This is a genomic window from Ferrimonas balearica, from assembly GCF_019802085.1.
GTDB lineage: Bacteria > Pseudomonadota > Gammaproteobacteria > Enterobacterales > Shewanellaceae > Ferrimonas > Ferrimonas balearica_B.
On record NZ_JAHVHV010000001.1, the window covers coordinates 952523 to 976561 of the forward strand.

Annotated in this window: 21 protein-coding genes; 17 read left to right on the forward strand and 4 right to left on the reverse strand. The window is 57.5% G+C overall.

What is annotated here, in order from left to right:
• Positions 1-92: 92 nt before the first annotated feature.
• The 12 genes from hemG to KUV81_RS04440 all read left to right on the forward strand — a co-directional run bounded on the left by hemG (position 93) and on the right by KUV81_RS04440 (position 10887).
• Positions 93-623, forward strand: coding sequence for a menaquinone-dependent protoporphyrinogen IX dehydrogenase (gene hemG / locus KUV81_RS04385; protein ID WP_222542625.1), 531 nt, complete (start codon positions 93-95; stop codon positions 621-623).
• Positions 620-1126 carry a cytochrome b/b6 domain-containing protein gene (locus KUV81_RS04390; protein ID WP_222542626.1) on the forward strand — a complete coding sequence of 169 codons (507 nt, stop codon included), beginning with the start codon at positions 620-622 and terminating at the stop codon, positions 1124-1126. The genes hemG and KUV81_RS04390 overlap by 4 nt, the downstream gene beginning before the upstream one ends.
• A 141-nt stretch (positions 1127-1267) precedes the next feature.
• On the forward strand, positions 1268-1651 hold the full coding sequence (locus tag KUV81_RS04395) for a cytochrome b562 (RefSeq protein WP_222542627.1): 384 nt from the start codon (positions 1268-1270) through the stop codon (positions 1649-1651).
• Between the two features lie 129 nt (positions 1652-1780).
• Positions 1781-2233 carry an FKBP-type peptidyl-prolyl cis-trans isomerase gene (locus tag KUV81_RS04400; RefSeq protein WP_409995559.1) on the forward strand — a complete coding sequence of 151 codons (453 nt, stop codon included), beginning with the start codon at positions 1781-1783 and terminating at the stop codon, positions 2231-2233.
• 259 nt (positions 2234-2492) lie between these two features.
• Positions 2493-3446 carry a helix-turn-helix domain-containing protein gene (locus KUV81_RS19840; protein WP_222542629.1) on the forward strand — a complete coding sequence of 318 codons (954 nt, stop codon included), beginning with the start codon at positions 2493-2495 and terminating at the stop codon, positions 3444-3446.
• A 220-nt stretch (positions 3447-3666) separates the two neighbouring features.
• A complete protein-coding gene (locus KUV81_RS04410) occupies positions 3667-5292 on the forward strand; it encodes an amidohydrolase family protein (RefSeq protein WP_222542630.1) in 1626 nt (541 codons plus the stop codon).
• Between the two features lie 59 nt (positions 5293-5351).
• Positions 5352-5864: a DUF3299 domain-containing protein gene (locus KUV81_RS04415; protein ID WP_222542631.1), complete on the forward strand. Its 513-nt coding sequence runs from the start codon at positions 5352-5354 to the stop codon at positions 5862-5864.
• A gap of 138 nt (positions 5865-6002) precedes the next feature.
• Positions 6003-7544 carry an amidohydrolase family protein gene (locus KUV81_RS04420; RefSeq protein WP_261389190.1) on the forward strand — a complete coding sequence of 514 codons (1542 nt, stop codon included), beginning with the start codon at positions 6003-6005 and terminating at the stop codon, positions 7542-7544.
• Positions 7534-8526, forward strand: coding sequence for a CobW family GTP-binding protein (locus KUV81_RS04425; protein WP_222542633.1), 993 nt, complete (start codon positions 7534-7536; stop codon positions 8524-8526). Before KUV81_RS04420 ends, KUV81_RS04425 begins: the two co-directional genes overlap by 11 nt.
• 94 nt (positions 8527-8620) lie before the next feature.
• The gene (locus KUV81_RS04430) at positions 8621-9913 is read left to right on the forward strand and encodes a threonine/serine exporter ThrE family protein (RefSeq protein ID WP_222542634.1); all 1293 of its coding nucleotides are present in this window, start codon (positions 8621-8623) and stop codon (positions 9911-9913) included.
• Between the two features lie 428 nt (positions 9914-10341).
• On the forward strand, positions 10342-10455 hold the full coding sequence (locus KUV81_RS19900) for a biotin/lipoyl-binding protein (RefSeq protein WP_409995560.1): 114 nt from the start codon (positions 10342-10344) through the stop codon (positions 10453-10455).
• 198 nt (positions 10456-10653) lie between these two features.
• A complete protein-coding gene (locus KUV81_RS04440; protein ID WP_222542635.1) occupies positions 10654-10887 on the forward strand; it encodes a hypothetical protein in 234 nt (77 codons plus the stop codon).
• Positions 10888-10915: 28 nt separating this feature from the next.
• Here KUV81_RS04440 and KUV81_RS04445 read toward each other — a convergent pair whose 3' ends face one another.
• Positions 10916-11818: an AraC family transcriptional regulator gene (locus KUV81_RS04445; RefSeq protein ID WP_222542636.1), complete on the reverse strand. Its 903-nt coding sequence runs from the start codon at positions 11816-11818 to the stop codon at positions 10916-10918.
• Between the two features lie 217 nt (positions 11819-12035).
• Here KUV81_RS04445 and KUV81_RS04450 point away from each other — a divergent pair, with 217 nt between their 5' ends.
• On the forward strand, positions 12036-12983 hold the full coding sequence (locus KUV81_RS04450) for an SDR family oxidoreductase (protein WP_222542637.1): 948 nt from the start codon (positions 12036-12038) through the stop codon (positions 12981-12983).
• Between the two features lie 125 nt (positions 12984-13108).
• On the opposite strand, the gene KUV81_RS04455 is transcribed toward KUV81_RS04450, so the two are convergent.
• Together KUV81_RS04455 and KUV81_RS04460 are read right to left on the reverse strand one after the other, a co-directional pair.
• Positions 13109-14998, reverse strand: coding sequence for a S8 family serine peptidase (locus KUV81_RS04455; RefSeq protein WP_222542638.1), 1890 nt, complete (start codon positions 14996-14998; stop codon positions 13109-13111).
• Positions 14999-15033: 35 nt separating this feature from the next.
• Positions 15034-17004: an Ig-like domain-containing protein gene (locus KUV81_RS04460; protein ID WP_222542639.1), complete on the reverse strand. Its 1971-nt coding sequence runs from the start codon at positions 17002-17004 to the stop codon at positions 15034-15036.
• A gap of 375 nt (positions 17005-17379) precedes the next feature.
• On the opposite strand from KUV81_RS04460, the gene KUV81_RS04465 reads away from it, so the two are divergent.
• The gene (locus KUV81_RS04465; RefSeq protein WP_222542640.1) at positions 17380-18072 is read left to right on the forward strand and encodes an SDR family oxidoreductase; all 693 of its coding nucleotides are present in this window, start codon (positions 17380-17382) and stop codon (positions 18070-18072) included.
• 61 nt (positions 18073-18133) lie between these two features.
• A complete protein-coding gene (locus KUV81_RS04470) occupies positions 18134-19219 on the forward strand; it encodes an alkene reductase (RefSeq protein WP_222542641.1) in 1086 nt (361 codons plus the stop codon).
• A 58-nt stretch (positions 19220-19277) separates the two neighbouring features.
• On the opposite strand, the gene KUV81_RS04475 is transcribed toward KUV81_RS04470, so the two are convergent.
• Positions 19278-21851 carry a beta-glucosidase H gene (locus KUV81_RS04475; protein WP_222542642.1) on the reverse strand — a complete coding sequence of 858 codons (2574 nt, stop codon included), beginning with the start codon at positions 21849-21851 and terminating at the stop codon, positions 19278-19280.
• A 265-nt stretch (positions 21852-22116) separates the two neighbouring features.
• Here KUV81_RS04475 and KUV81_RS04480 point away from each other — a divergent pair, with 265 nt between their 5' ends.
• Together KUV81_RS04480 and KUV81_RS04485 are read left to right on the forward strand one after the other, a co-directional pair.
• Positions 22117-23010, forward strand: coding sequence for a mechanosensitive ion channel family protein (locus KUV81_RS04480; RefSeq protein WP_222542643.1), 894 nt, complete (start codon positions 22117-22119; stop codon positions 23008-23010).
• Positions 23011-23030: 20 nt separating this feature from the next.
• Positions 23031-24014: a serine/threonine dehydratase gene (locus KUV81_RS04485; protein WP_222542644.1), complete on the forward strand. Its 984-nt coding sequence runs from the start codon at positions 23031-23033 to the stop codon at positions 24012-24014.
• Positions 24015-24039: the final 25 nt, after the last annotated feature.

A 24039-nucleotide genomic window follows, 5' to 3' on the forward strand; every position in this document is an offset into this window, starting at 1 on the left:
CCGGATGTGCAAAGTGGTGAAGTTGGTCATATTCGGTGGTTAAACACTTGTCTAAGATAGGCATCAGAACGATTTGCCCAGTGAGGTGGCCCTTGAGCACAACCCTGCTTATCTACGCCAGTCAGTTTGGCCAGACCCATAAGATCAGCGAGCGGATCCGCACCCAGCTGGAAGAGAAAGGGGAAACCGTCGAAATGGTGCCCCTGGCCGAGGCCCCCAAGTCCCTGGAGGGCTACGACAAGGTGCTGCTGGCCTGCAGCATCTACCACGGCAAGCACCGGCCGGAGCTGTACCAGTATATCGCCGAACACCAGGCGGAACTGGACGCCCGTCACAACGCGTTTTTCTCGGTGAACCTGGTGGCCCGCAAGCCCCACAAATCGGACCCGGACACCAACCCCTACGTGCGCCAGTTTCTGACCAAGACCCCGTGGCAACCCAAGCTGCTGGGCGTCTTTGGCGGCGTCATCGATTACCAGCGCTACAACTGGTTTGATCGCAACATCATCCGCTTCATCATGTACCTGACCAAGGGGCCCACGGATCCCAACAGTCAGATCGAGTACACCCAGTGGGACCGGGTCGACCAGTTCGCCCTGGAGTTTGCCGGACTGGGCCGATGAGCCGCCTGGAGCCCTGGCTGCACCGGCTGCTGATCCTGGCAGTGATCTGGCTGTTCGCCACCGCCGATTGGGTGCGCATGGCCAATCGCATCCCCAGCAGCGCCTCCTTCTGGGACTGGGCCCACATCGTGGTGGGCCTGCTGGCCACGGTGCTGACGGTGGCCTTCACTCGCCACTGCTGCAAAGCCGGCCAGTGGCGCCAGTACTTCCCCTACCTGGTGGGGGACTTAAAACCGACTCTCAGCGATCTCACCGGCCTGTTCCGCGGGCGCCTGCCCCGGGCCGGCGGCAACGGCCTGCTCGCCTTTATCGAGGGGATCGGGCTGATTCTGATGCTGGCGGTGGCCGCCACTGGCATCGGCTGGCTCATCACCCAGGGCAGCACCGACGCCATGTTCTGGCGCAAGCAGCACATCTTCGCCGCCTCGGGCCTGCTGGGTTTCCTGGTGGTGCACGCCCTGGCGGGGCTCATCTCCGTGGTGGATCTCATCCGCGACGCCTAAAGGCTGAACTGTCTTGTTAACGCCGGGCTACTGCCCGGCGTTTCTGTTGTATCCATTTGTTAGGGAAAGGCAAAGTGCATTGAGCCCGGTCTCATTGCCGCCCTAGACTCGCTGTGATCAACCTCAAATGGAGAGTAAGAAATGCGAGTTTACGCCCTGGTTTTGGCATCGGCACTGGGTCTGGCGGGCTGCTTTGGCGGCACCCCGGCGGCGGACTCCGGTGTGGTGGACCTGCAGCGCACCATGAAAGCGATGGGACAGGAGTGGAAGGGGCTGAACCGCAGCGAGGAACCCGAGTCCCAGGCGGAGCACCTGGCCCAACTGCACACCCTGGCGGCGGACGCCGGCCAGGCGATGGTGCGCCGCGGCGAGCAAAACGCCTACGAGGCGGGGATGGGCGAGTTTCTTGAGGCCATCGAACAGGCCCAGGCTGCGCTGAGCGACGGCGACCAGGTTCGTTTCCTGGCCCTGCTGGAGGAGCTGGACGGCCTACGCAAGCAGCACCACTGCAGCTTCAAGCCCTAAGCGGCGGCATAATCCCCAGTCACCTTCCTCTGGGCCACCGCACACTCATCGGAATGCCGTCAATGTGTTAGAGTGGCCCCATCACTGAATAATCGGAACTGTCCCGTGTCGAAAATCGTTCTAGTCGTCATCATCCTGGCCCTGGTAGGCTTCTTCCTCCAGCGCTCCTACACCAACAAGAAAGAGGCTTCCGAGAACGTCGGCCAGGGCTCGGCCTTCTTGGCGGAGAACGGCCAGAAAGAGGGCGTTGAGACCACCGCTTCCGGCCTGCAATACGAAGTGCTGGAGAAGGGCGAGGGCACCGTTCACCCCGGCCCCACCGACAAGGTGAAAGTGCACTACCACGGCACCCTCATCAACGGTAACGTCTTTGACAGCTCCGTCGAGCGCGGCGAGCCCATCAGCTTTGGCCTGCACCAGGTGATCAAAGGCTGGACCGAAGGCCTGCAACTGATGGTGGTCGGCGACAAGTACCGCCTCTTTATCCCCGCCAACCTGGCCTACGGCAACCGCGGCGTCGGCAGCATCCCCGCCGGCTCCGTGCTGATCTTCGACGTCGAGCTGCTGGGCATCAACGAGTAACGCGACGATGTAATTGAAAAGGGAGGCTTCGGCCTCCCTTTTTTGGTTTTGGCTCAGCCGGTGGGGCCCTTTTGGGTGAATTCATCACGGCGAATTCCCGAATGGGTTGCCGGACGCAATTCGCTTTGGGACCAAAGACTATGGTGAATGAGCCAGCGGGACCGCTTATCAACTGCCTATACCCCTGGCAGCCCAATCGGATTACACTCGAATCGGTGTCCGGAAGGCATGTCGACTCTCGGAGCAGGAAAGTAACGCCGTGAACTCAAGTATCAGCATCAGTAGCACAACTAACTTGAGACTCTTTTTCGACTACTTTGACGAGAAAGGGATCGAGTGGCGAAGTGTCGCTAAGCGATTCCATTTCCCGGACGGCATCGAGGCGGGTGAGCATTGGTTGCCGACCCACCATTTGATGCACTTTCTCTCCACAGTGATGGGGGAGACACAGGGAAACGTCGGCTTCGAAGTCGGGCAAAGAGCCTCAATTGCGCTGTTTTCTCCCGAGTTCTCTGAAGCCCTCAACCACTGCGAAGACATGGCATCGGGCATTCGGCTGCTGATGGACGTAATACCGCGCATCAGCAACCATGTGGTGATTTGGCCCGATAAGATAGAGGGCCGATGGTATCTCTGCCACCGAGGCGCATATCCGCCCAACCTCAGAGGTTTTGCTCAAGCTGAATGGTTTCGCAGTTTCTTGTTGCTCAGCTTTTGCCGGGAATTCCTTGGGACAACTTGGCATCCCCCCTCCGTAAAAATGATGATGCACCAGCACCTGACTGCTGGCGTCCAATATCAGCAATTGTCCAATAACATCTCCTTCAACTGTGAGTTCGGCGCCCTGGAGATCCCCATGGCGGAGGATTATGTCGCAGTGACCTTGCCGGTGAACCGCACGAGTTGGATCGAAACATTGCATGCCCTGTTTGCCACCTACGCAGTGCTGCCACACTTCAACATCGACTGGTTAGCGCGACTGTGCAATACATCTCGGCGAACGTTGCAACGGCGGCTGAGAGAACACGGTGTGCAGTTTCGTACCCTAAGAGATCAGCACCGATGCGCCAGAGCTAAGCACCTGTTGGTTGATAGGGCAATCTCCCCCACCGAAACCGCGTGGCACTGTGGTTATTCCGACCTTTCCAACTTTAACCGAGCCTTTATTGGTTGGACCGGAATCACTCCTTCTCAATATCAAAAGTCCGGTTAATTCCAACTTCCCAGCCAGTTGTGGGCCACGAGATGGCGCAAAGTGACCTATTGGTTGTCACGCCTTGGTTGTAAATTGCCCACCTTCAGACCGGCTGCGGGCAAATAACACAGCTTTGCACGTCAAAAAGACCCGTTGGGTGACGTTATGGGGCTGCGGTATCTCCGTTGATTCGCCGTGTTGATAGCGACTTGTACTTTTTCGAGAAAATGGAGAACCCATGTTTAAGCCCAATCCGATCACGACAATCATCGCCCTGACGACAGTCCTGATGGTGCCCGCTAGTGCTTTTGCCCAAACTTATGATCTGGTGATCGAAAATGGTCGAGTGATGGATCCGGAAACCCGATATGACCAGGTGTCGAACGTCGGCATCATCGACGACACCATCGTGACGATCACCCGTGAACCACTCAAAGGCAAGAAAGTGATCGACGCGACTGGACAGGTTGTGGCCCCCGGATTTATCGATACCCACTGGCATTGGCCTCGTGAACTTGGCTACAAGATGGGTCTGCGCGATGGTATGACTACCGTCATGGACCTGGAGGTGGGCTGTGCGGGCTCTCGGATCGATGATTGGTATGCGGACCGACAAGGCAAAACACAGGCCAACTATGGTTGCGGAGTCAGTCACGAAATGGCCCGGGCCAAAGTGTTGGACAACCAGCCGGAAGACAAGCTCTATGACGTGATTTCCCTGTTCGAAACCCGCCGTGCAAGCAACTGGGCGCAGGGAGTGCCGAGCGAAGAGCAGTTGAGGCAGATTGCACAAGAGGTGGATGCGGGCATGAAAGCCGGGGGCATCAACCTGGCAAGCACCGTCGGTTACATGCGTGAGGGCGTTACCAGCAAAGAGATGTACGAGATGCAGCGTGTGGCCGCCGACTACGGGCGCCACTCAGGTGCACACACCCGCTTTACTCCGGACACTGCGACCAATGAGAACTTGGGGGCCATGGAGGTGGTGCTCAACGCTCTTTCTCTGGACGCGCCGGTCTCCCTTCTGCATTTCAACAATCCTGGCTGGCAGTTAGCGCAGGAGATGATGGTTAATTTGAGAGAGAAGGGCGTCAACATCTGGGGAGAGATCTATCCGTATGCCGCAGGTGCCACGGCGGTGAACGCGGTTTTCTTGACGCCGGAAAACTGGGTCGAGCGACTGGGGCACCGTTATGAGGATACGCTGTTTGATCCGGAAAGAAATGAGTTCTATACGCTTGAGCGCTATCAGGAGGACATGAAGAACAACCCAACCAAGGCGGTTTTGGTGTTTAAAGCTCCTGAAGAGGACGCGGTGCGATGGATATCGCTCAAAGGGGTCACCATGGCCAGTGATGGCATGCCGATGATGCCTGTGGACGGTGAGTGGGATACGCCCTGGGACGAGATTCAAAACGGCCATCCCCGGACCTCTGGTGCACGAGCCAGTACCTTGCGGCTGGCGCGCGAAAACGGCGTTCCTTTGATGGATACCCTGGCCATTCTCTCTTTCAATTCCGCTTATCACCTGGGCTTGGCAGGGCTAGAGGACATGCAGGTACGTGGCAGAATCCAGGAGGGGATGATTGCTGACATCGTGGTGTTTGATCCCAATACCGTAACGGACAACTCGACCTACACGAACGCGACTGTCCCTTCAACAGGCTTCCTTGCGGTGCTGGTGTCTGGCGTTGAAACCGTGCGCAATGACAAGGTCATCAAGGACGCCAGAGCCGGTCAATCGATTCGCTTTGCCCCGGTTGATGAGTCTCAATACCAGCCCCAATCCACCGGAGAGTGGAAAAAGAAATACACGGTTGCCCCGGACCAAGTTGATTTCTCAGACGTCAACGGCAATCAGTAAGCCAAAGGATGGGGCCTCGAACATGAGGCCCTGTCACTTTCAGAGGTAGAGAGACCGATATGATCAAGAGATTCATTCGTACCTGGCTTGCCGTTGTATTGGCGTGTGCCTCCGCATTCAGTTTCGCCGGTGAAGTGCAATCCCTGAAATGGGTCGACCTCATCCCCGAAGATGAGATTGAGCGTCACGAACTTATGATGGCGGCGCAAAACGCCTCGATGGCATTGTTGGACCACTCCTCCAATACGCCCAAGATGAACCAGATGACCTTTGGCTCCACCCGTCAGGAGCTGGACGGACAGACCGTGGCGATCTCAGGATTTATCATTCCACTGGAAGGGGACCACGAAACTCTCACCGAGTTTTTGCTGGTGCCCTTTGTTGGGGCCTGCATTCATGTGCCTCCACCGCCGCCCAATCAAATGATTTACGTTACGGCGGAAAATGGCGTTGCGATGCAAGAGCTGTGGGCTGGTGTCACGATTCAAGGCGTGATGTCTACCGAATCGGTTGGTAACGAACTGGCCGAAATAGGTTATCAAATGTCGTTGGAAAGCATTAAAAAGTACTGAGTATCTGTCAGGTCCTCAACAACTAGTAAACCCTGTTGACGATTGAAGGGTTTAATCCTCATGTTGAGATTGTTCTGGTTTAAAAAGTTTTATGTTATTTCCGCAGTTACCTAGATTGGCTAGAAGTTAAGGCGTTGATTGCCAAAAAGTCCAGCTATTAAATTAGAGATAAGATGTATGAAGAAATATGATGTAGTACTTAAAAACGGCCGGGTCATTGACCCGGAAACTTATTTGGATGGTATTTACAATGTGGGGATCTCGGGATCTCGTATTGAAGTTATTACTAATGATGATATTAGTGGTGAAATTGAAAAAGACGTAACAGGTAAGATCGTTTGCCCTGGTTTTATCGACCTGCACTCTCATGGAATGAACATCCCAAGCAACCGAATGCAAGCTTTTGATGGGTTGACCACAGCTCTTGAGCTAGAAGCAGGCTGCTATCCTATCTCTGCGTTCTATGACAAGTGTGAGAGTGAAGGTCGTCCCCTTAATTATGGCGCTTCAGTAGGGTGGGGTTGGACTCGACTCAATACCATGAACCCGGAGACGGGTGAACCAGTCCCTGACCTGGGTATGTTGTTCTCCTCATTTGGACTAAGTGAATGGACTAAGAATGCTGCTACTGACGAAGAACTTGAGAAAATTCTTGTTATGGTTGAACAAGGGCTAAAAGAAGGCGGTATAGGCATTGGTGTTATTCATGGCTATGTACCAGGCGCTGGACCAAAAGAGATGTATGGTCTCTGGAAACTGGCAGCTAAATATAATCAACCTACTTTTACTCACATCCAAAATCTATCTGTTCTAGAACCGAACAGCGGTTTTGGTAATGTGGTTGAATTAGTTGGACTCGCGGGTGCTACGGGTGCGAAAACTCACCTATGTCACTGGAACAGCACAAGTCTACGTTCAATTGAACCAATTCGAGATGTAGTGCAAGAAGCCCAAGGCCGAGGCTTGCCTATTACTACTGAAGCGTATGTTTGGGGAGCGGGTAACTCAGGCATAGGTGCGGAAGAGTTTGATCCAGAGGATATCCGTGAACGCTTACAGATTGACTGGAATGATTTAACTCTTGTGAAAACCAACAAAGACTTTGATACCAAAGAAGAGTTTGTAACTGCAAGAACTGAGCACCCAGAAGATTCAGTGATTGTGCATTTCTTGAATGAAGACAAAGACCCTCATGATGCATATCTACTTGATATTTCTGTGTTGTACCCAGGCACTGCAATTTGTACAGATGGTTTGCCGTGGGTTGCGCCTAATGGCACTTTTTATGAAGGTACAGAATGGCCATTGCCAAAAGATCTAAACAATCACCCACGTGCTGCAGCGAATTACACGAAATTCCTAAGAAAGTGGGTGAGAGAAAGAGGAATCATCAGCTGGATGGAAGCGATTCGTCGCTGTTCACTGAATTCAGCACTGATCTTAGAAGATGGTGTCCCTTCAATGAAGAAGAAAGCACGCCTTCAGCCTGGAATGGATGCTGATGTTATTGTATTCGACCCTGAAACCGTTGGTGAAAAGGGCACATTTGTTGAGCCACTACAAACCTCACAAGGTATGCAGCACGTACTCGTAAATGGCTCATTTGTTATAGAAGATGAAGAACTAAACGTCAACGCTTTACCAGGCAAGGCAGTTAGAGGTGCTCAATATGAAGGTTAATGATAAACAATCGCCAATTCCGGTGACCATTGTTTCTGGTTTTCTAGGTGCAGGAAAAACAACTCTTTTAAACCATATATTGACCTCTGAGCACGGAATTAAAATCGGCGTGTTAGTGAATGATTTTGGCTCAATTAATGTTGATGCGAACCTGATTTCTGAAGTGGATGATGGCGTCGTAAATTTGGCTAATGGCTGTGTCTGTTGTTCAATTCGAATGGATTTGGTTAAGTCAATCTTGAGCCTAGCGACAATGGAAGACAGACCTGACCATATCATCATCGAATCAAGTGGTGTGGCGGACCCGAAAGGTATTGTAGAAAGCTTTAATGCCCCAGAGATATGGGAACATATTCTTATTGATGGCGTTGTCACTGTAGTTGATGCAGATCAAGCCCTGGATGTTGAAGGTAAAGAGAAGGAGCTTGCTGAAGCACAAGTCAAAGGTGCGGATTTACTCCTTCTCAACAAAGTTGACCTAGCGTCCGACGAGAAGGTGGAAGAGACTGAAAACTGGATTAAATCATTAAGGCCAGGCGTACAAATCTTTCCAGCAGTGAATTGTAACGTGCCTTTTGAAGTATTAGTGGGGTCTGTAGCCAAAAGCAGTCCACCTAAAGGTGAACTAACGGGTGTTGATGTATCTGTCAACTACGTAAACAATAAGAAGCAACATCTTCACAAACATGATCTGATGTTTGATACGTGGACATATAGGTCAGACAATCCGTTTAAGCTGGATTACATTCAGCAATTACTGACTAATCTACCTGGCGAGTTGTTTAGAGCGAAGGGAGTGATGTATTGCAAAGAGAAGGGAGATAGTCCCTTGATTTTGCAACTGGTAGGCAAAAGGGCAACAATCAAGCCAATGAGCTCTAATAAAGAGTCTGAGCAGATGACGGAACTCGTATTTATTGGGCGCCACCAAGCGATCAATTTTAATGCACTGGAGTCCGCATTGCTTCAATGTCTCGCATGAAATTTATGCAATTAGTTAGCACATTTATATAAATCATCAAGCTTAATATCAGCGCCCCAGTTACTTTATAATTGGGGCGTGTTTGGAATCCATTATGAATCAACCCAAATCATCCCAAGTTATGGAGCGTGTTAGTCAGGAGAAAGTATTTTCAGGCATGACTAATTGTTTTTTAAGTTTTTGCCAGATATGGACGTTAATAACGAAAGTTGGTGCAGCCGCACACAAATATGGTGCAACAACGATAACAGTAGAGTCGTATGTTCGTTCGTGTTTTGATGCTTTTGGTCATGATGGAGATGTTAAATGTACGCCAAATACGCTGTGGGTATCATTGACTGATAGTGATTCCAAAAACACTAGAGAAGACCGTATTTCAATACAGAATGATGTTGACTTAAATAAACTTGCAAAGTTGGGCGATGTCGTTTCTAAAATTAAAACTGGTGAGATAGGCTTTGAGGAGGTTATAAAAGAGCTCGAACAAGTTGACGCAACTAAACCTGCATGGAGCCCATTTAGTATTTTACTGAGTTACATAGCTGTCGCTATTGGGTTGCCTGGGCTCATTGGCGGTAACTGGCTAGATACATTAATCGGCCCTTTTATCAGCATAATTGTTTACCTAATCGTCTTTTCCTGTACTCATTGGAAGCCACTATTCCAACCGCTACTTCCTTTGATTGCCAGCTTTGTGGCAGGTGGGCTTACGGCGGTGAGCTATTTTTGGGTACCTCAACTGAATGTGGTTTTGGTCATTCTTTCCGCAACGGCAATCATCCTTCCTGGATATTCAGTAAGCTTAGGCATTGGTGAACTGGTTGCAGGAAAGTGGCGGTCTGGTGTTATCAATTTATCTAACGGTTTGATTTGTATGGCTAAGATGGTTGTCGGATCAATGCTTGGGCTCAAATTGGTTTCTCTTTTCTTAGCTCTACCTACTGCTCCTGAGAGCTTAACCGCTATTGATAGCTCTTGGTTTTTTATATTGTTTCCAATTTTGATGCTTGGTTTGATTATCGTCTTTCAGACACCAAAGAAAGATATTTTTTGGGTGTTTTTAGCGTCAGCGGTTACCTTCTCAGCTTTCTTAGGGGTTGCTGAATTTGCCCCAAAATTTGTCGCCGCGTTTGCTAGTAGTGCTATAGCAGCAGTAATTGCTAGCGAATGGTCTATTCGTACAAAAAGATCAAGTTTGATTGTACTGATACCAATTATCGTCCTTCTGGTCAGTGGTACAATCGGATTTAGAGGATTAGTAAATATAGTTGGTGGGGATATTGCGCTAGGTTTCGAGCAATTTTCAGAAACTATTGTTGTTGCTATTTTCATTATGCTTGGGTTAATGGCTGGACATCTGATTAAGCAGAATCATAATTATATGTAAACCATTTGATATAGCATTTGATCTTAGTGCTGGAGAATCTCTCACTTTATTATTCCCTTAAATTTCAAATGAAAAGAGAGCATTTCTTATGAGCGATATGCTACGATAAATAGTATTTGGAGGAATATATCCCCCCCCACTTTTACTAGTTTTGTTAATAGCATATGCATTGTAGATGGCGTCAAGCTATTGCTTGGCTAGAGTTGGCGTTGCATTGCCTGCGGTAGTAGAAATTTGTTTAGTTATTCTATTCACTGGCTTATTAGATCAAGTTATACCAGTTTTTTTAGGTAAGTATTGTGTTAAAAAGAAACATAATAACATTATTGTTTGTGTGAGGTGCGGCGGCTGTATCGTATCAATATTATTGCACTTATACACAAAGCCCATGGACACGTGATGGTCAAGTTCAGTCTTACGTCATCTCTATTACTCCTAAAGTAACTGGTCAGGTTACATCGGTACATGTACATGACAATGCAGATGTTAAACAGGGCGATCTACTGTTTGAGATTGACAATAGTCTTTATAAAGTTGCATAAGACAAAGCGGTAGCTGAACAAAACGTGCTACCCAGTCTCGTGAGTACAGGAATCTCGAAGCGGAGTAACCCAACCATTCTGCAGGGACCCAACAGATAGTTTAGTGACCGCCTTGCATTATGGCCTTTGAACTCAACAAATGGTCGTCAGTCGTCCTGAGATTAAACCCTCCTACTTTACAAGAGGATGAATTCAACCTTGAGCCCCGACCCATTCCCGCAGGATCCCATCTACTCCGACACTGGCTACAGCGCCCAGCCCTCGCTGGCGTACGGGGCGGAGATCGATCTGCGTAAGCGCGGGCAGCTCCGCACGCGTACGCTGATTGGCCATGGCCACCACTGTGGCCAAAACGGGCAAATCTGCCCCGATATCAGCCGCCTCACTACGGCCCTGGAGTCCGTTGAGCGAATTTTGATGGAGGTGCTGTGAATGCCTTGCCCCTCAATGCGATGACCGCTTAAGCGGACGCCATCGCCGCCTTGGTGGGGTGCATGCCCTGGCTCCACTGCTTGGGGGATTGGCCATAGAGGCGCTTAAACTCCCGGCTGAACTGGGAGGAGCTGACGTAGCCCACCTCCATGGCCGCGACGTTGACGTTCATCCCTCCGGCGATCTTCATCGCGGCGCTGTTCAGCCGCATCGTTTTGACGAACTGGATGGGGGACAGGGTGGTGGCCTGTTTGAACTTGCGGTGAAACACCGCCCGGCTCATCCCCACCTGGGCCGCCATCTCATCGATGGTGACGGTTTGGTCCAGCCGGTTCGACAGGAAATCGATGGCGCGGGCAATCTCGTTGCCCACACCAAAGGCCCGTCGGGCTGCCTCGCCCGCCTCGCCCTTTAACACCGCGTAATAGAGCTCCCGCAGCCGACCTTCCCCCAGCACCGCCGTATCCGTGGGGTTGTCCCCCAACTGAAGCAATCGCAGCAGCGCGTCACTGAACGGCTCATCCCAGTGTGAAAGGGCCAGGCCCTGGGGCAGGGCACCCCCTCGGGGCTTTCGAATGGCCCCGGCGGCGCTCTCCAACTCGATGGCCAGCTCGGTCATCACCTTGGTATCCAGAGAGATGTACACACCCAGCAGAGGGTGCTCCGGCGAGGCGGTGGGTGTGCCCGCTTCCACCGGCATCGACATGGCGCAGCAGAGGTATTGGTCGGTGCCATAGACGTGGGATTGGCCGTCGAGGATCGCCTCTTTGGCGCCGCTGACAATGGCGACCACGCTGGGCTCGTACACGGCCGGGGCACAGCGGTGGGGCTCGGTCACCCGAAACAACTGCACCCCCTTTATCCCGGTCTCCACCAGGCCATCTTCTTGAACGCGGCTTTCAATAAGCTGCTTTAACGGCTGTCTGTTCATGCTGCCAATTTAACGCCAGAAAGGGTAAGGCTCAACGCGGCGATACAAATAGGCAAGAAATGGCGACCAATGCGCCTATTTGTCGAGTTTGCTGAGAGGTATCGTAGCTTCCGTCGGCAACTGATGTCGACACACCCTGCATTGACCACTGGAACACAAAAAGGAAAAGACACTTCCAGGCGCAGTCCCTATCAGCACCACAGAGAGGCGTTAAAACATGACCATTCAGAATCCCTTTGGCCCCAAGGGCTGGACTCCCGAGCAGCTTGGCTCCCTCAAGGGCAAAACCTATGTGATCACCGGCGCCAACGCCGGTGCGGGGTTTGAGGCCACGCGCACACTGCTGTCAAATGGCGCCCGGGTGGTGATGATGAACCGTAACGCCGACAAGTCCGCGGCCGCCATCGACACGCTCAAGCAGGAGTTTGGCCACCAGGCAGAGGTCTCCTTTGTGCCGATGGACCTGGCGGTGCTGGACTCCGTCCGGGAAGCGGCGGCAGCGCTGTTGACCCATGTCGACCAAATCGATGCGCTGATCTGCAACGCCGCTATTGCGCAGGTGGCCCGCCAGGAGATCACCGTGGACGGCTTTGAAAGCCAACTGGGCGTCAATCACTTTGGCCATTTCCTGTTGTGCGGCCTGCTCTTTGACCGCATCAACGCGTCTAGCGGGCGTATCGTGGTGGTGGGCAGCAACGCCTACAAGATGGGGCTCAAGAAGATCCAGTTCGACGATTTGAACTTCGACAACAAGTACACCGCCTGGAACGCCTACGCCCAGAGCAAGCTGGCCCAGATGATGTTTGCCTATGAGCTGCAGCGCCGGGTTCAGGCCGCCGGTCTGTCCGTCCAGGTGCAGGTGTGTCACCCGGGGGCATCGCGCACCAACCTGCTCAAAGACACCGCCAGCCCCTTTAACAAGGCGCTCTGGTCGGTACTCTCCCGCCTCATCGCCCAGCCGGCCGAGAAGGGCGCCTGGCCCGAGGTGATGTGTGCGACCCAGGAGGGGTTGTTGCCGCAGAAGAACTACGGCCCCACCCAACGGGCCCAGACGGTGGGCCCCGTTGGTGAGTGCCCCCTGGACGCGGTGGCGCTGGATAAGCCAATGGCGGCCAAGCTCTGGACCCTCTCCGAGCAGAAGACGGGGCTGAACTGGGCGCTGTGACGCCTGGGCGGGCAAGCCAGGTCGGCTCTGATCGCAACTTGGTAGCGCTTGGCAGCGCGTTAATTCGCTCGACTGTTGAGCAAACAAAAGGCCTCCCATGTGGGAGGCCTTTTTAGCGGGTGCATTCAGGACTCGGATCCGCAGGCCTCGGGCGCAGCGACGTCACTGAAATCAAGCTCGAGCACCTCGCCACAGACGTCGTTGCGGCAGGATTGCACCCCGACACGGGGGAAGGCACCGCGATCGACGGTCGCCAGGGGCACGGAGAGCGTAGTGGTGTGCTGTGACGTCTCGGGCCCGACGGCACCGTCCCCCGCCACCTGGTAGATGTGGTACCGGATCCCGGGGGCCGCCTGCTGCAGGCGGCCGAACTTCACGTCATACAGGCTGCAGGCGCTGGGGAAGAACTGCTCTAGCCCGCGCAGGAACTGCACCTGCTCGGTGCTGGCGTAGCCCAGGTAGCGGTGGCGAATCGATTGCTGAACCACCTGATGGGCGTCCTCGTACTGCAGCGCCGCCAAGGCATCAACCACACCGGCGCCCACCCCCGCCCTGGATGCTCGGGAGGGGGTGCCATCGGCCCTGGTGGTAAAGGGATTGGCGGTATTGAGCAGCATGGCTTCCAACTCGCTGCTGGCCTTGTCCGGGTGCACCATCTTCAGCAGCGCCAATACGGAGGCCACGTTCGGGGCGGCCATGGAGGTGCCGGAACGGGGGGCATAGCACCCGTTTCGTCCCTCACCGTGCCAGAGGCATTCGTCATCGGTGTAGATCCGGGTGGTGATGTAGCCGCTGTACACACGCTCGCCCAGCATGGACAGGTCCACTGCGTCGCCGAAGTTACTGAAGCTGGAGAGCTCGCCGAAGACGCTGTTGGAGGCCACGGTCAATGCGTCGCCGCAATTTGAAGGCGTGTAACCCTGGGCATCGATCTGGTCGTTACCAGCGGCAATCACCACGCTGATCCCCTTCTCCCGGGCCCTTTCGATGGCGCTGTTGAAGTAGGTGGAGGCTTCGCAGCTGTTGAAGGTGGGCCCACCCAGGCTCAGGTTGATGATGTCCACCGGCTCAGAGATGGGCTCGACGTACCCCATCTCCCCCGGCAGCATGTCGCCGTTGTCCCACTCACCGATGGCCCACCAGATCCCGTTGGCGATGTCGAAGTTGTACCCCCCGTTGTGAGCAAGGACGCGCACCGGCACGATCTCAACGTATTCGGAGGGCGCGGATCCCGCGATGCCGATGCCGTTATTGGCGGTGGCGGTGATCTGTGAGGCCACCGCCAACCCATGGCCATCAATCTTGATCTGGTAGGCACCAATGCCGGATTCATAGACCCAGCTCTTGTCGATTGCGTCATTGTGGTAGGAGCCGAATTCAACCTCCCGGCATTCGGCGTCCAGTGCCGAGTGGGTTTCGTCCGGGGTTAAGCAGCGATACCCATGGCTGACGAAATTGGCCTGGTCTTCACTCCAGGTCATGTCCTCGTGATCCCAACGGCCCGTATCCAGGACGGCGATCCGGACCTTGCGGTCGATGGCGACATTGTCCACGGCGTATTGGCGGGCGGCCTCCACGTTGCTCAGGCCCCAGTAAGGGGCCCCCTGCTCGTCCTGGCTCTGCTGAAGTCGATAGAAGGGGTCATTAAATCGTCCGTTGTCGAGCGACAGCGTGCCCATATCCGGCCCACCGCTGACCGAGGCCTCGGGCACCTCCGGCAACCAGGGGGTTTTGGGCAACTCAATAAAGTGCTCTGGCTCGACATGGCTGAAGTAGCCGGTGTCTTTGAGGGCATCGATGATCGCCTGGGGGTCCGAGCCCTGGGCATCAATCAGATCGAACCGGTTTTGCAGTGCCTTGACCAGGGTGAGGTCGATGCGGCTTTGACTGGCGATCTGCGCCAGGGTATCCGGGTTGTGGGCGTGCGCCGGGTTGTGCCACTGAACCACGAGTTCGGCGGCAGAGAGGGTAAAGCTGGTGCCCAGCAACGCGCTGGTGATCAGAAATCCTTTCATGGGTCTGGCCTCATTCAATCCATTCAGTGGGGGCATTACGGCGCCAGTAGGCTCACGTCGTTTTTCAGGTAGTGGAGCAATTGATACTCCTCCGCCCACTGCCACACGCCATCGACGTATTGGCCATAGCGGGTGTTACCCACAAATCGCGAGTATTTGCCGTCGGGAAACGCCACCATCTCGGACACCTCAATGGGGCCCAGGTTGAACGTGGGCACCGCCTCTTTCATCAGCTCGGCCAGGCGGGCGATTCTCATGGTCAGGCTCAGCCCATGTATGTAGGAGTCTTCCCACTCCACCGAGGGCAGATAGTTGGCCAGGTAATAGACCGCTTCGTTGTAGTTGTACTGGTCTTCGTAGTGGTTGGTGGTCAGTACAACGGTGTCGCTGTCGAAGGTCTGATTCTCCCAGGAGGTGCAGATGTGTTTGGGCCCCTTGGGAGTGAGCTTCTGGTGATAGGCCACAAATCCCGTCTGAATGGCCCCCAGCATGCATTCGAAGCGACTGGGGATCATCACGTTGGCCACCATCCGCGAGTCGGCAACCAGCTGACGCTCGTGAAGGGCGTCTTGGCGACTGCGCAGGTGATGGAACTCCAGCAGGTCAATGAGGTACTCCGCCACCCGCTGGATCTCAAAGGATTGCGCCAGGAAATCCTGTGCCAGGACGACGCGCTCCTCCAGGTCTGCCTCCAGTGCGCTTTGCGCGCCTTTGACGTAGAGGTGATAGGTACCCTGTGAGCTGTATTGTTCGTCTTCGGTTCGCAGCAGGATCTGGAAGGCGCTGTAGGCCGCACCCTCCTGGGGCGTCAATGAGAAGGTCCGGGCCTGGTTGTCGTACTGGAACGCCAGCAGGGCGGGATCGCCGATGACCACTTCAAACGGGGCCTCCTCGCTCAACACCACGCTATCCGGGAAGGCGGAACTGCTGGAGACGATGGGAAACTGACGAGTGACGCCCTCCTCGAGGAAGATCACTCGGTCCAAGTCCAAGGTTGGGGTCCCGACGGAGAGTGAGCTTGACGCCTTAAAGGCCAAGCTTTGGGTGATAAAGCCGTCATCAATCTCCAGCACACCGTCGAAGTCGCCCCGGGCGGGGCCGAGATCGCCAGAGGGATCGGATTCGATGATCAAGACCTTGTTGGCAATCGAGTGGGTCCAACCGCCGGTGCCTGAGCCTTCAACCGGCGTCAGTGTCACCGTGTAACGGTATTCGGAGGCGGGCACGGTGCCCTCTACAAATTCGAAGGGATACTCGCCAGCAGTCCCTTCGAAGATGATCCGATCCACGGCGTCGTCATTGCGCCAGTGGGCCTGGAAAGGCACATAGGGCTTGATGCTGAGGCTGACGGTTTCCGAGACCGAATCCTTGCCGTCGGACAGGGTCACCAGCACCGAGGCATCCAGGTCGTTTTGCACTTCCGGGGTGGTGATGGTAATGGCATCAAGGCTGGCCTCAATGGTCAGATCCGCCTCGCTGATGGCGGTAATGGAGAGCTCGTCGCCATCGGCATCGTCCGCTTGAACGGTGATGGTGATGCTCTGCCCGCCGATGAGCTCCGCCGATTGGGGGGTCAAAGTCAGGGTCGGGGCGTTGTTGTAGAGGATCTTGACGCTGATCTGCGCGGAGACCGAATCCGTGCCGTCCGAGAGGGTAACGGTGACGGTGGCGTTGGTTTCGGCTTCAACTGTGGGGGCCTTGACGGTGATGGTATCCAGGGTGGCGTTGACCGCCAGGCCGGCTTCGCCAGTGGCGGTGATGGAGAGGTCGTCTCCGTCCGCGTCATCCGCCTGAACCTGGATGGTGACGGTTTCCCCGCCGTGCATTTCGACGGATTGAGGTGTGAGGGTCAGCGTCGGGGCGCTGTTGGGTGGCGGATTGGTGCCGCCACCGCCGGTACTGCCACCGCCGCCGGTGCTGGTTGAACCGCTGTCGCCACCGCCTCCACAGGCCGTGAGAAAAGCGACGGCGAGCGCCGTCACAAGAGCGTGCCGAATCTTAAGCATATACAAGTCCATTTGCGTGTGTCGTCGAACCAAATTGCGCATCGCCGGGACGGATCCTTGCCCCGGCGAGCGCAGGGCTTCACCATTTTGACCGACTCGAAGCAATTTTCAACGTGCTGAAAACACGAAGGATTTCACTCTATGGTCTCCGGTGCCGGGCGGTGGAGACTTTGCGCAGTTGAACCAGGATCAGTAGAGGATGTGGCCAATCGGCGGAGGGAATTCGCGACAGGATCGCGGGCGGTTTTTGTGTCATTGAGTGAGTGGGTACGGCCTCAATCTTTGCAAAATCCACAAAAGTGTTTTGCGCTTCTTTGCCTGTTTGGCCGGGTAGGGCGGTGCTAAGGTCGGCGCATCGTCACCGAGGAGTGCACCATGAACACTGTGCTGATCACCGGGGCCAACCGTGGCCTGGGGCTGGAGTTTGTCCGTCAATACGCCAAGCGGGGCTGGCAGGTGCTGGCCTGTTGCCGCGCCCCCGAGCAGGCCGAGGCGCTTCAGGCGCTGGCCAATGACTTAGGCGGCATCGAGCCGATGGCGCTGGACGTCACCGACGAGTCCGCCATCAACTCCCTGGCCGCCTCACTTAAGGGCCGCGCCATCGACCATCTGATCCTCAACGCCGGGGTGCTGGGAGAACGCTGCGCCACCTTGGGGGAGATGACCCAGGCCGAATGGCTGTCGGTGCTCAACATCAACACCGTGGCGCCGGCGCTGCTGATCCAGGCGCTGTCGGACAACGTCGCCGCCAGTGAGCACAAGACCATCGTCGGGCTCTCCACCCGGGTGGCCAGCATTGCCGACAACGGCTCCGGTGGCATGTACGCCTACCGGGCCTCCAAGGCCGCGCTGAACCAAATCCTGGTCAGCGCCGCCCACAACCTCAAAGCGCAGGGCGTGAAAACGTTGGCGGTGCACCCGGGTTGGGTGCAAACCGACATGGGCGGCGATAAGGCCACCTTCACCCCCGAACAGAGCGTGGCGGGCATCATTGCCGTGGCCGATAGCCTGACTCCGGGAGACTCCGGCCAGTTCCGCGTCTTCGACGGCAGCACCATTCCCTGGTAAGCGCCCGGGGCCATCAAGCTGGCCCCTTTGCCCGTCCAGTACCCGATTTTTGGAGTCTCTTATGATCTTTACCCCTGTCCAACTGGGGGCCAGCCCCCTGGCCAACCGTTTTGCCATGGCGCCCATGACCCGCTCGCGCACCGATCAGCCCGGGGATCGCCCCAACGCCCTGATGGCGCAGTACTACGCCCAGCGGGCCAGCGCCGGCCTGATCATCACCGAGGGGGCGCCCATCTCGCCGGTGGGCCGCGGTTACTCGCTGACCCCGGGGATCTACACCCAGGCGCAGATCGACGGCTGGAAGCAGGTCACCGACGCGGTCCACGCCGAGGGCGGCAAGGTCTTCATCCAGCTGTGGCATGTGGGCCGTCGCTCCCACGACAGCATTGCTGGTGAGCAGCCGGTGTCGGCCTCGGCCATCAAGGAGCCGGACCAGGTGTTCGGGCCGCTGCCGGAGGGGGGCTTTGGCATGATTGAAACCGCCGTGCCCCGCGCCCTGAGCGAAGCGGACATTGCGCAGACCATCGCCGATTTCGTTCAGGCGGCGAAAAACGCCATGGCCGCGGGCTTTGACGGGGTGGAGCTGCACGGGGCCCACGGTTACCTGATTGACCAGTTCCTGCGCCTGGACAGCAACCAGCGCACCGACCGCTACGGCGGCAGCCAGGAGAACCGCATGCGCTTCTTGCGCGAGGTGACCGAAGCGGTGGCCGAGGCCATCGGTGCGGAACGCACCGCCATCCGCCTCTCCCCCTTCGTGACCGAGGGCTACGCCAAGGCGGATCCGGAGATTGAAGAGCTGACCCTCAAGGTGGTGGACGCCCTGGCGCCGCTGGGCCTGGCGTACCTGCACTTCTCCGAGAACATCTCCAACTACACCGAGATGCCGGAGGCTTACCGGGCCCAGGTGCGCGCGCGCTATCCGCACCCCATTATGGTGGCGGGCAAGTACACCCTGGAGAGCGGTCAGGCGATCCTCGCCAAGGGCTACGCCGACGTGGTGGCCTTCGGTCAGCCCTTTATCACCAACCCGGACTTTGTCCGCCGCAGCCGGGAGGGCCTGGCGCTGACCCCGGTGGATTATTCCGCCCACGCCACCTTCTACGGCGGCGGTGCCGAGGGGTACACCGACTACCCCAACGCTTAAGCGTCAAAAACCACAAAAGGCCGAGCAACTGCTCGGCCTTTTTGCGATGTGCCTGGACTCAGCGGTATTCAAACACCGCGCTTTGGCGAATGTCCGCCACCGAGGCGCCGACGTGCACCCGGAACTGACCCGGCTCCACCGTCCAGTCGTTCTTCTCCACATCCCAGAAGGCCAGATCGCGCCAGCGAAGGGGGAGGGTGACCTGAGCGCTTTCCCCCGGCTGCAGGGCAATCTTGCCGAAGCCTTTGAGCTCCTTGGCGGGGCGGGGCACGCTGGCGTCCATATCCTCCAGATAGAGCTGCACCACCTCGGCGCCGGCCACTTTACCGGTGTTGGTGACGGTGACGGTCACCTCAAGGCCCTGCTCGTCACTGAATTGCTCGCCGGAGAGGGTCAGCTGGCTGTGGTCGAACTGGGTGTAGGACAAGCCGTGGCCGAAGGGGAAAAGCGGGGCAATGCCTTGCTGCTCAAACCAGCGGTAACCGATGAACACCCCCTCCTTGTAGAGGGAGTCGGTGGCGTTGTAGTCGTCCAGGGCGATGGGGGCCGTGTCCTCCAGTCGACGGGGCAGGGTGATGGGCATCTTGCCGCTGGGGTTGACCTGGCCGAGCAGCACCTCGGCGTAGGCGTGGCCCCCCTCCATACCGCCGTACCCGCCCCAGAGCAGTGCCTTGGCCTGGTCGGCCCAGGGCATCTCCACCGCCGAACCGCCGCCGATGAACACCACGGTGTTGGGGTTGGCGCTCAGCAGGTTCTGGATGATCTCATCCTGGCCCCCGGGCAGTACCATGTCCGGCCGGTCGATGGACTCCCGATCGTCGGCGTGGCTGAGGCCGCCGTAGTAGATCACCGCATCCGCCTCGGCCGCGGCCGCCATGTAGGTCTCGGCGTCGGTAAAGAGGTTGCCAGGGGCCTGCCAGCCCAGGGTGAACTCGCTGTCCCCTTGGTAGTGCACCTCCACCTGGTACTCCTGGCCGGCGCTCAGGGTCACGGGCTGTTCCACCAGTTGGCCGTCGACGTTCTCCAGGGCCATCAGGGGTTCGCCGTCCAGGCTGAGACGGAACTGACCGTCGGCTTTGACCTGGAAGCGGTGCTCGCCGCTGTCCCGGGGCTTGAGGATGCCCCGCAGACGGATGCTCTCTGTCTGGCCGGGCTCGGCCACCGTGTAGGCGGAGTCCACCTGCCAGTCATCGAAGTAGGGCTCCGCCTCGCCGTCTTTGAACTTGGCCAGTTGCCAGGCCGGGGTGCCGGTCCAGTGGCGCGAGGCGACAAAATCTCCGGGAATGGGGCCGAGGCCCGCGCTGCTGAGCCCGCGCAGTACGGTGACAGCCACGTTCTCCCCCAGGGCGGCCTGCAGGCCCTCCAGGGGGGTGATCTCATACAGGGCCTTGACCTCGGAGGAGCCTCCGCCCAGAGCGTGGCGCTTGTCGGCATTGGGGCCCATCACCAGCACGTTTTTCAGGGCACCGGCATCCAGCGGCAGCACGGCTTCGTTTTTCAGCAGCACGATGCCTTCGCGAATGATGGCGCGGGCGGCGGTCTGGTGGGCCTCGGTGTTGCGTTCGCCGCTGCGGCGGTTGGGATCCATCATGCCGATGCTGTGCTGCACCCGAAGCACCCGGCGGACCTTGTCATCCAGCACCGAGATGGGCACCCGGCCCTCCTCGATCATCGCTTTGAGGGGCTGGGCCAGGAAGTAGTCGTCGTAGTGTTCGACGTCGGTGCCCATCTCGATGTCCAGGCCGTTCATGGCCGCGTCATAGGTGTTGATGTCCACGTTCCAGTCGGTGAGCAGCACCCCCTGGTAGCCCCACTCCCCCTTGAGGATGTCCATCACCAGGTGACGGCTCTGGTTGGCGTTGGTGCCGTGCACCTCGTTGTAGGCGCCCATGATGGTGTGGGTGCCGCCGGCTTTGACCGCCGCTTCGAAAGCGGGCAGGTACACCTCCCGCAGCGTGCGCTCGTCCGGTTTGGCGTTCACCCCGGTGCGGTTGAGCTCCTGGGTGTTGAGGGCGTAGTGCTTCACCGAGGCGGCCACGTCGTTGGCCTGGATCGCCTGCACCGCCGGCACCACCAGGGTGGCGGCGAGGTAGGGGTCCTCCCCCATGTACTCGAAGTTGCGACCATAAAGGGGCAGCCGGGCCAGGTTGACCCCGGGACCCAGGATCACGTCCTTGCCCCGCTCACGGGCCTCGCTGCCCAGCACGCTGCCGTGCAGGGCGGCCATCTCGGGGTTCCAGCTGGCGGCCACGGCGGTCAGCGGCGGCAGGTAGGTGGCCTGGTCGTTGTCCCAGTTGGCCGGCGCCCAGCTGTCGCGCTCAATCTGGTAGCGCACCCCGTGCGGGCCGTCGGACATCCACATCTCCGGGATCCCCAGCCGTTCGATGCCCGCCACGGTGAACTTGCTGTTGGCGTGGGTCAGGGCGATCTTCTCATCCAGGGTCATCTGGGCCAGCAGGGCCTCCACATCGGCCTCGACGCTGGCCAGGCGGGCAGCGCGGCTGTCGATGGCGGCAACCGCTTCGGCGGGGGGCCGGGCGTCGTGGCTGCAACCGGCCAGCAGGGCCAGGGCGAGGGCGGTGGGGGCCAGGCGAGCGGGCCGGGCGGCGTGTCGGGGGCGCGGTGCAATCATAGGACCATCCTGGGTCAAAGCCGCAAGGCGGCGGTTCTCCCTAACGGGGCTTGGGCTTTGTCCTCGGGACAAAGGCCATCAATGACAAACAGTTCATTAACTTAACCAGAAGTTTGGCGGGATACCAGAGAAAATGTAACCGCTTACATTTGTGCGTTTGAAACGCCCGCCTCGTCCAATACAGGGCTGGTCGGGCCGGGACCAATTGGTGGCATCCGTTCGGATGCAGTATGGTGGGCAATACGCGCGCCAAAACGGGTGATAAATGGAAAAAGCTCAAGAAATTCTGACGTTTCTGCTGGAAAACAAGTTGCTGTTCAGCCTCATCCTGATCTTCGTGGTGTTGCTGATCCGGCGGCTGATCCTGTCGCAAATTCGCGGCCGGGCGCTGTTTTTGAGCGAGGGTCAGCGCACCGGGATCTCCTTTACCAAGAACGCCTCCTTCACCTTGCTGGTGGTGGCGCTGTTCCTGTTGTGGAAATCGGAAATAAGCCAGTTTGCCCTGTCGGTGGCGGCGGTGGCGGTGGCCCTGGTGGTGGCCTCCAAGGAGATCATCCTCTGCTTTACCGGCTCCATCCAGCGGGCCAGCTCCCGCTCCTTTCGCATCGGCGACTGGATTGAGGTGGGCAAGAGCAGTGGCGAGGTGATCGAGCACACCCTGATGGCCACGGTGATCCAGGAGATTGACCTGCACCACGGCCAGTACCACTTCACCGGCAAGACCATCACCCTGCCCAACAGTTTGTTCTTCACCTACCCGGTGAAGAACCTGAACTTTATGAAGCGCTACGTTTACCACGAGTTCAAAATCGTGGTGCCGGCGTTTCGTAATCTCTACCCATTGCTGCCGAACCTCGAAGCGCGCATCGAGGAGCACTGCGAGGAGTTTATCGAGGTGGCCCGGCGCTACAATGGGGTGATCGAGAAGCACGCCGGGGTGGACCTGCCGGGGCCGGATCCGCACATCCACATCACCAGCGGAGACACCGGCGAGCAGCTGGTGCACGTGATGCTGTTCTGCCCCACTGAGGAGGCCACCCACCTGGAGCAGAAGGTGCGGGCCGACTTTATGGACGCTTACGAGCGCGCTTTCCCCGCCCTGAACGAGGACGGCATCGCCCCCTCCAGTCTGCTGAGTCCGGACGAAGAGCCGGCCTAATCCCAATTCAAGGAACTGCTGTGATCCCCTTTGAACGCATCAAGGCCGCCCACGCCCGGGTGGCCCCGCACCTTCACCACACCCCCATCCTGCGCTCCAGCCAACTGAACCGCTGGCTGGGCCACGAGATCCTGTTTAAGGCCGAATGCCTGCAGAAGGTGGGCGCCTTCAAGGCCCGGGGGGCGCTCAATACCTTAAGCCGCGCCATTGAGCAGGGCCGCCGGCCTCAGCGGGTGATCGCCAACAGCTCCGGCAATCACGCCCAGGCGGTGGCCTGGGCCGCAGCGCAGTTTGACCTGCCGGCCACCATCTACATGCCCGCCAACGTCTCCAAGGTCAAAGCCCAGGCCACCGCGGCCTACGGTGCCGAGGTGGTGCTGGGGGAGAGCCGGGCCTGGGTGGATGCTCAGGTGGCCGCCGAGGCGCAAACCCCGGGCACCCTCTGGATCCCTCCCTACAACCACGAGGATGTGATTGCGGGGCAGGGCACCGCGGTGTACGAGGCGCTGACGGACTGTGGCGAGGTGGATGCGGTGTTCGTACCCTGCGGCGGCGGGGGCTTAAGCTCTGGAGCGCTGGTGGCCACCCGGGGGCTGTGCCCCAATGCCCAGGTGATGGGGGTGGAGCCCCTCCAGGCCAATGACGCCGCCTGGTCGCTGCGCGAGGGGCGCATCGTCGGCTTCGAGCAGAGCCCCAATACCATCGCCGATGGCGCCCGCACCCTGTCGGTGGGCCCGCTCACCTTTGAGCACCTCCAGGCGCTGGACGGCTTCTACGAGGTGGACGAAGGGCCCATCCTCTACTGGACCCAGTGGCTGACCCACCTGTTGAAACTCAACGTGGAGCCCACCAGTGCCATGACCATGGCGGCGGTGTGCGAGTACCTCAAGACTCAGTCCCGTCCCCAGCGGGTGCTGGTGGTGCTCTCCGGCGGCAACATCGACCACGCCACCCGTCAGGCGATATGGGCCGAGGATTGCCTGGGACAGGTGCCCAGCCTGTAAAACCCAACCGGCCCGCAATTGCGGG

Excerpts from the sequence above, each read along its gene's own strand:
- KUV81_RS04460 (WP_222542639.1), bottom strand. The coding sequence starts at position 17,004 with ATGCTTAAGATTCGGCACGCTCTTGTGACGGCGCTCGCCGTCGCTTTT.
- KUV81_RS04475 (WP_222542642.1), bottom strand. The coding sequence starts at position 21,851 with ATGATTGCACCGCGCCCCCGACACGCCGCCCGGCCCGCTCGCCTGGCC.
- KUV81_RS04465 (WP_222542640.1), top strand. The coding sequence starts at position 17,380 with ATGAACACTGTGCTGATCACCGGGGCCAACCGTGGCCTGGGGCTGGAG.
- KUV81_RS04450 (WP_222542637.1), top strand. The coding sequence starts at position 12,036 with ATGACCATTCAGAATCCCTTTGGCCCCAAGGGCTGGACTCCCGAGCAG.
- KUV81_RS04415 (WP_222542631.1), top strand. The coding sequence starts at position 5,352 with ATGATCAAGAGATTCATTCGTACCTGGCTTGCCGTTGTATTGGCGTGT.
- KUV81_RS04410 (WP_222542630.1), top strand. The coding sequence starts at position 3,667 with ATGTTTAAGCCCAATCCGATCACGACAATCATCGCCCTGACGACAGTC.
- KUV81_RS04430 (WP_222542634.1), top strand. The coding sequence starts at position 8,621 with ATGAATCAACCCAAATCATCCCAAGTTATGGAGCGTGTTAGTCAGGAG.
- KUV81_RS04455 (WP_222542638.1), bottom strand. The coding sequence starts at position 14,998 with ATGAAAGGATTTCTGATCACCAGCGCGTTGCTGGGCACCAGCTTTACC.
- KUV81_RS04395 (WP_222542627.1), top strand. The coding sequence starts at position 1,268 with ATGCGAGTTTACGCCCTGGTTTTGGCATCGGCACTGGGTCTGGCGGGC.
- KUV81_RS04390 (WP_222542626.1), top strand. The coding sequence starts at position 620 with ATGAGCCGCCTGGAGCCCTGGCTGCACCGGCTGCTGATCCTGGCAGTG.
- KUV81_RS04470 (WP_222542641.1), top strand. The coding sequence starts at position 18,134 with ATGATCTTTACCCCTGTCCAACTGGGGGCCAGCCCCCTGGCCAACCGT.
- KUV81_RS04445 (WP_222542636.1), bottom strand. The coding sequence starts at position 11,818 with ATGAACAGACAGCCGTTAAAGCAGCTTATTGAAAGCCGCGTTCAAGAA.
- KUV81_RS04425 (WP_222542633.1), top strand. The coding sequence starts at position 7,534 with ATGAAGGTTAATGATAAACAATCGCCAATTCCGGTGACCATTGTTTCT.
- KUV81_RS04480 (WP_222542643.1), top strand. The coding sequence starts at position 22,117 with ATGGAAAAAGCTCAAGAAATTCTGACGTTTCTGCTGGAAAACAAGTTG.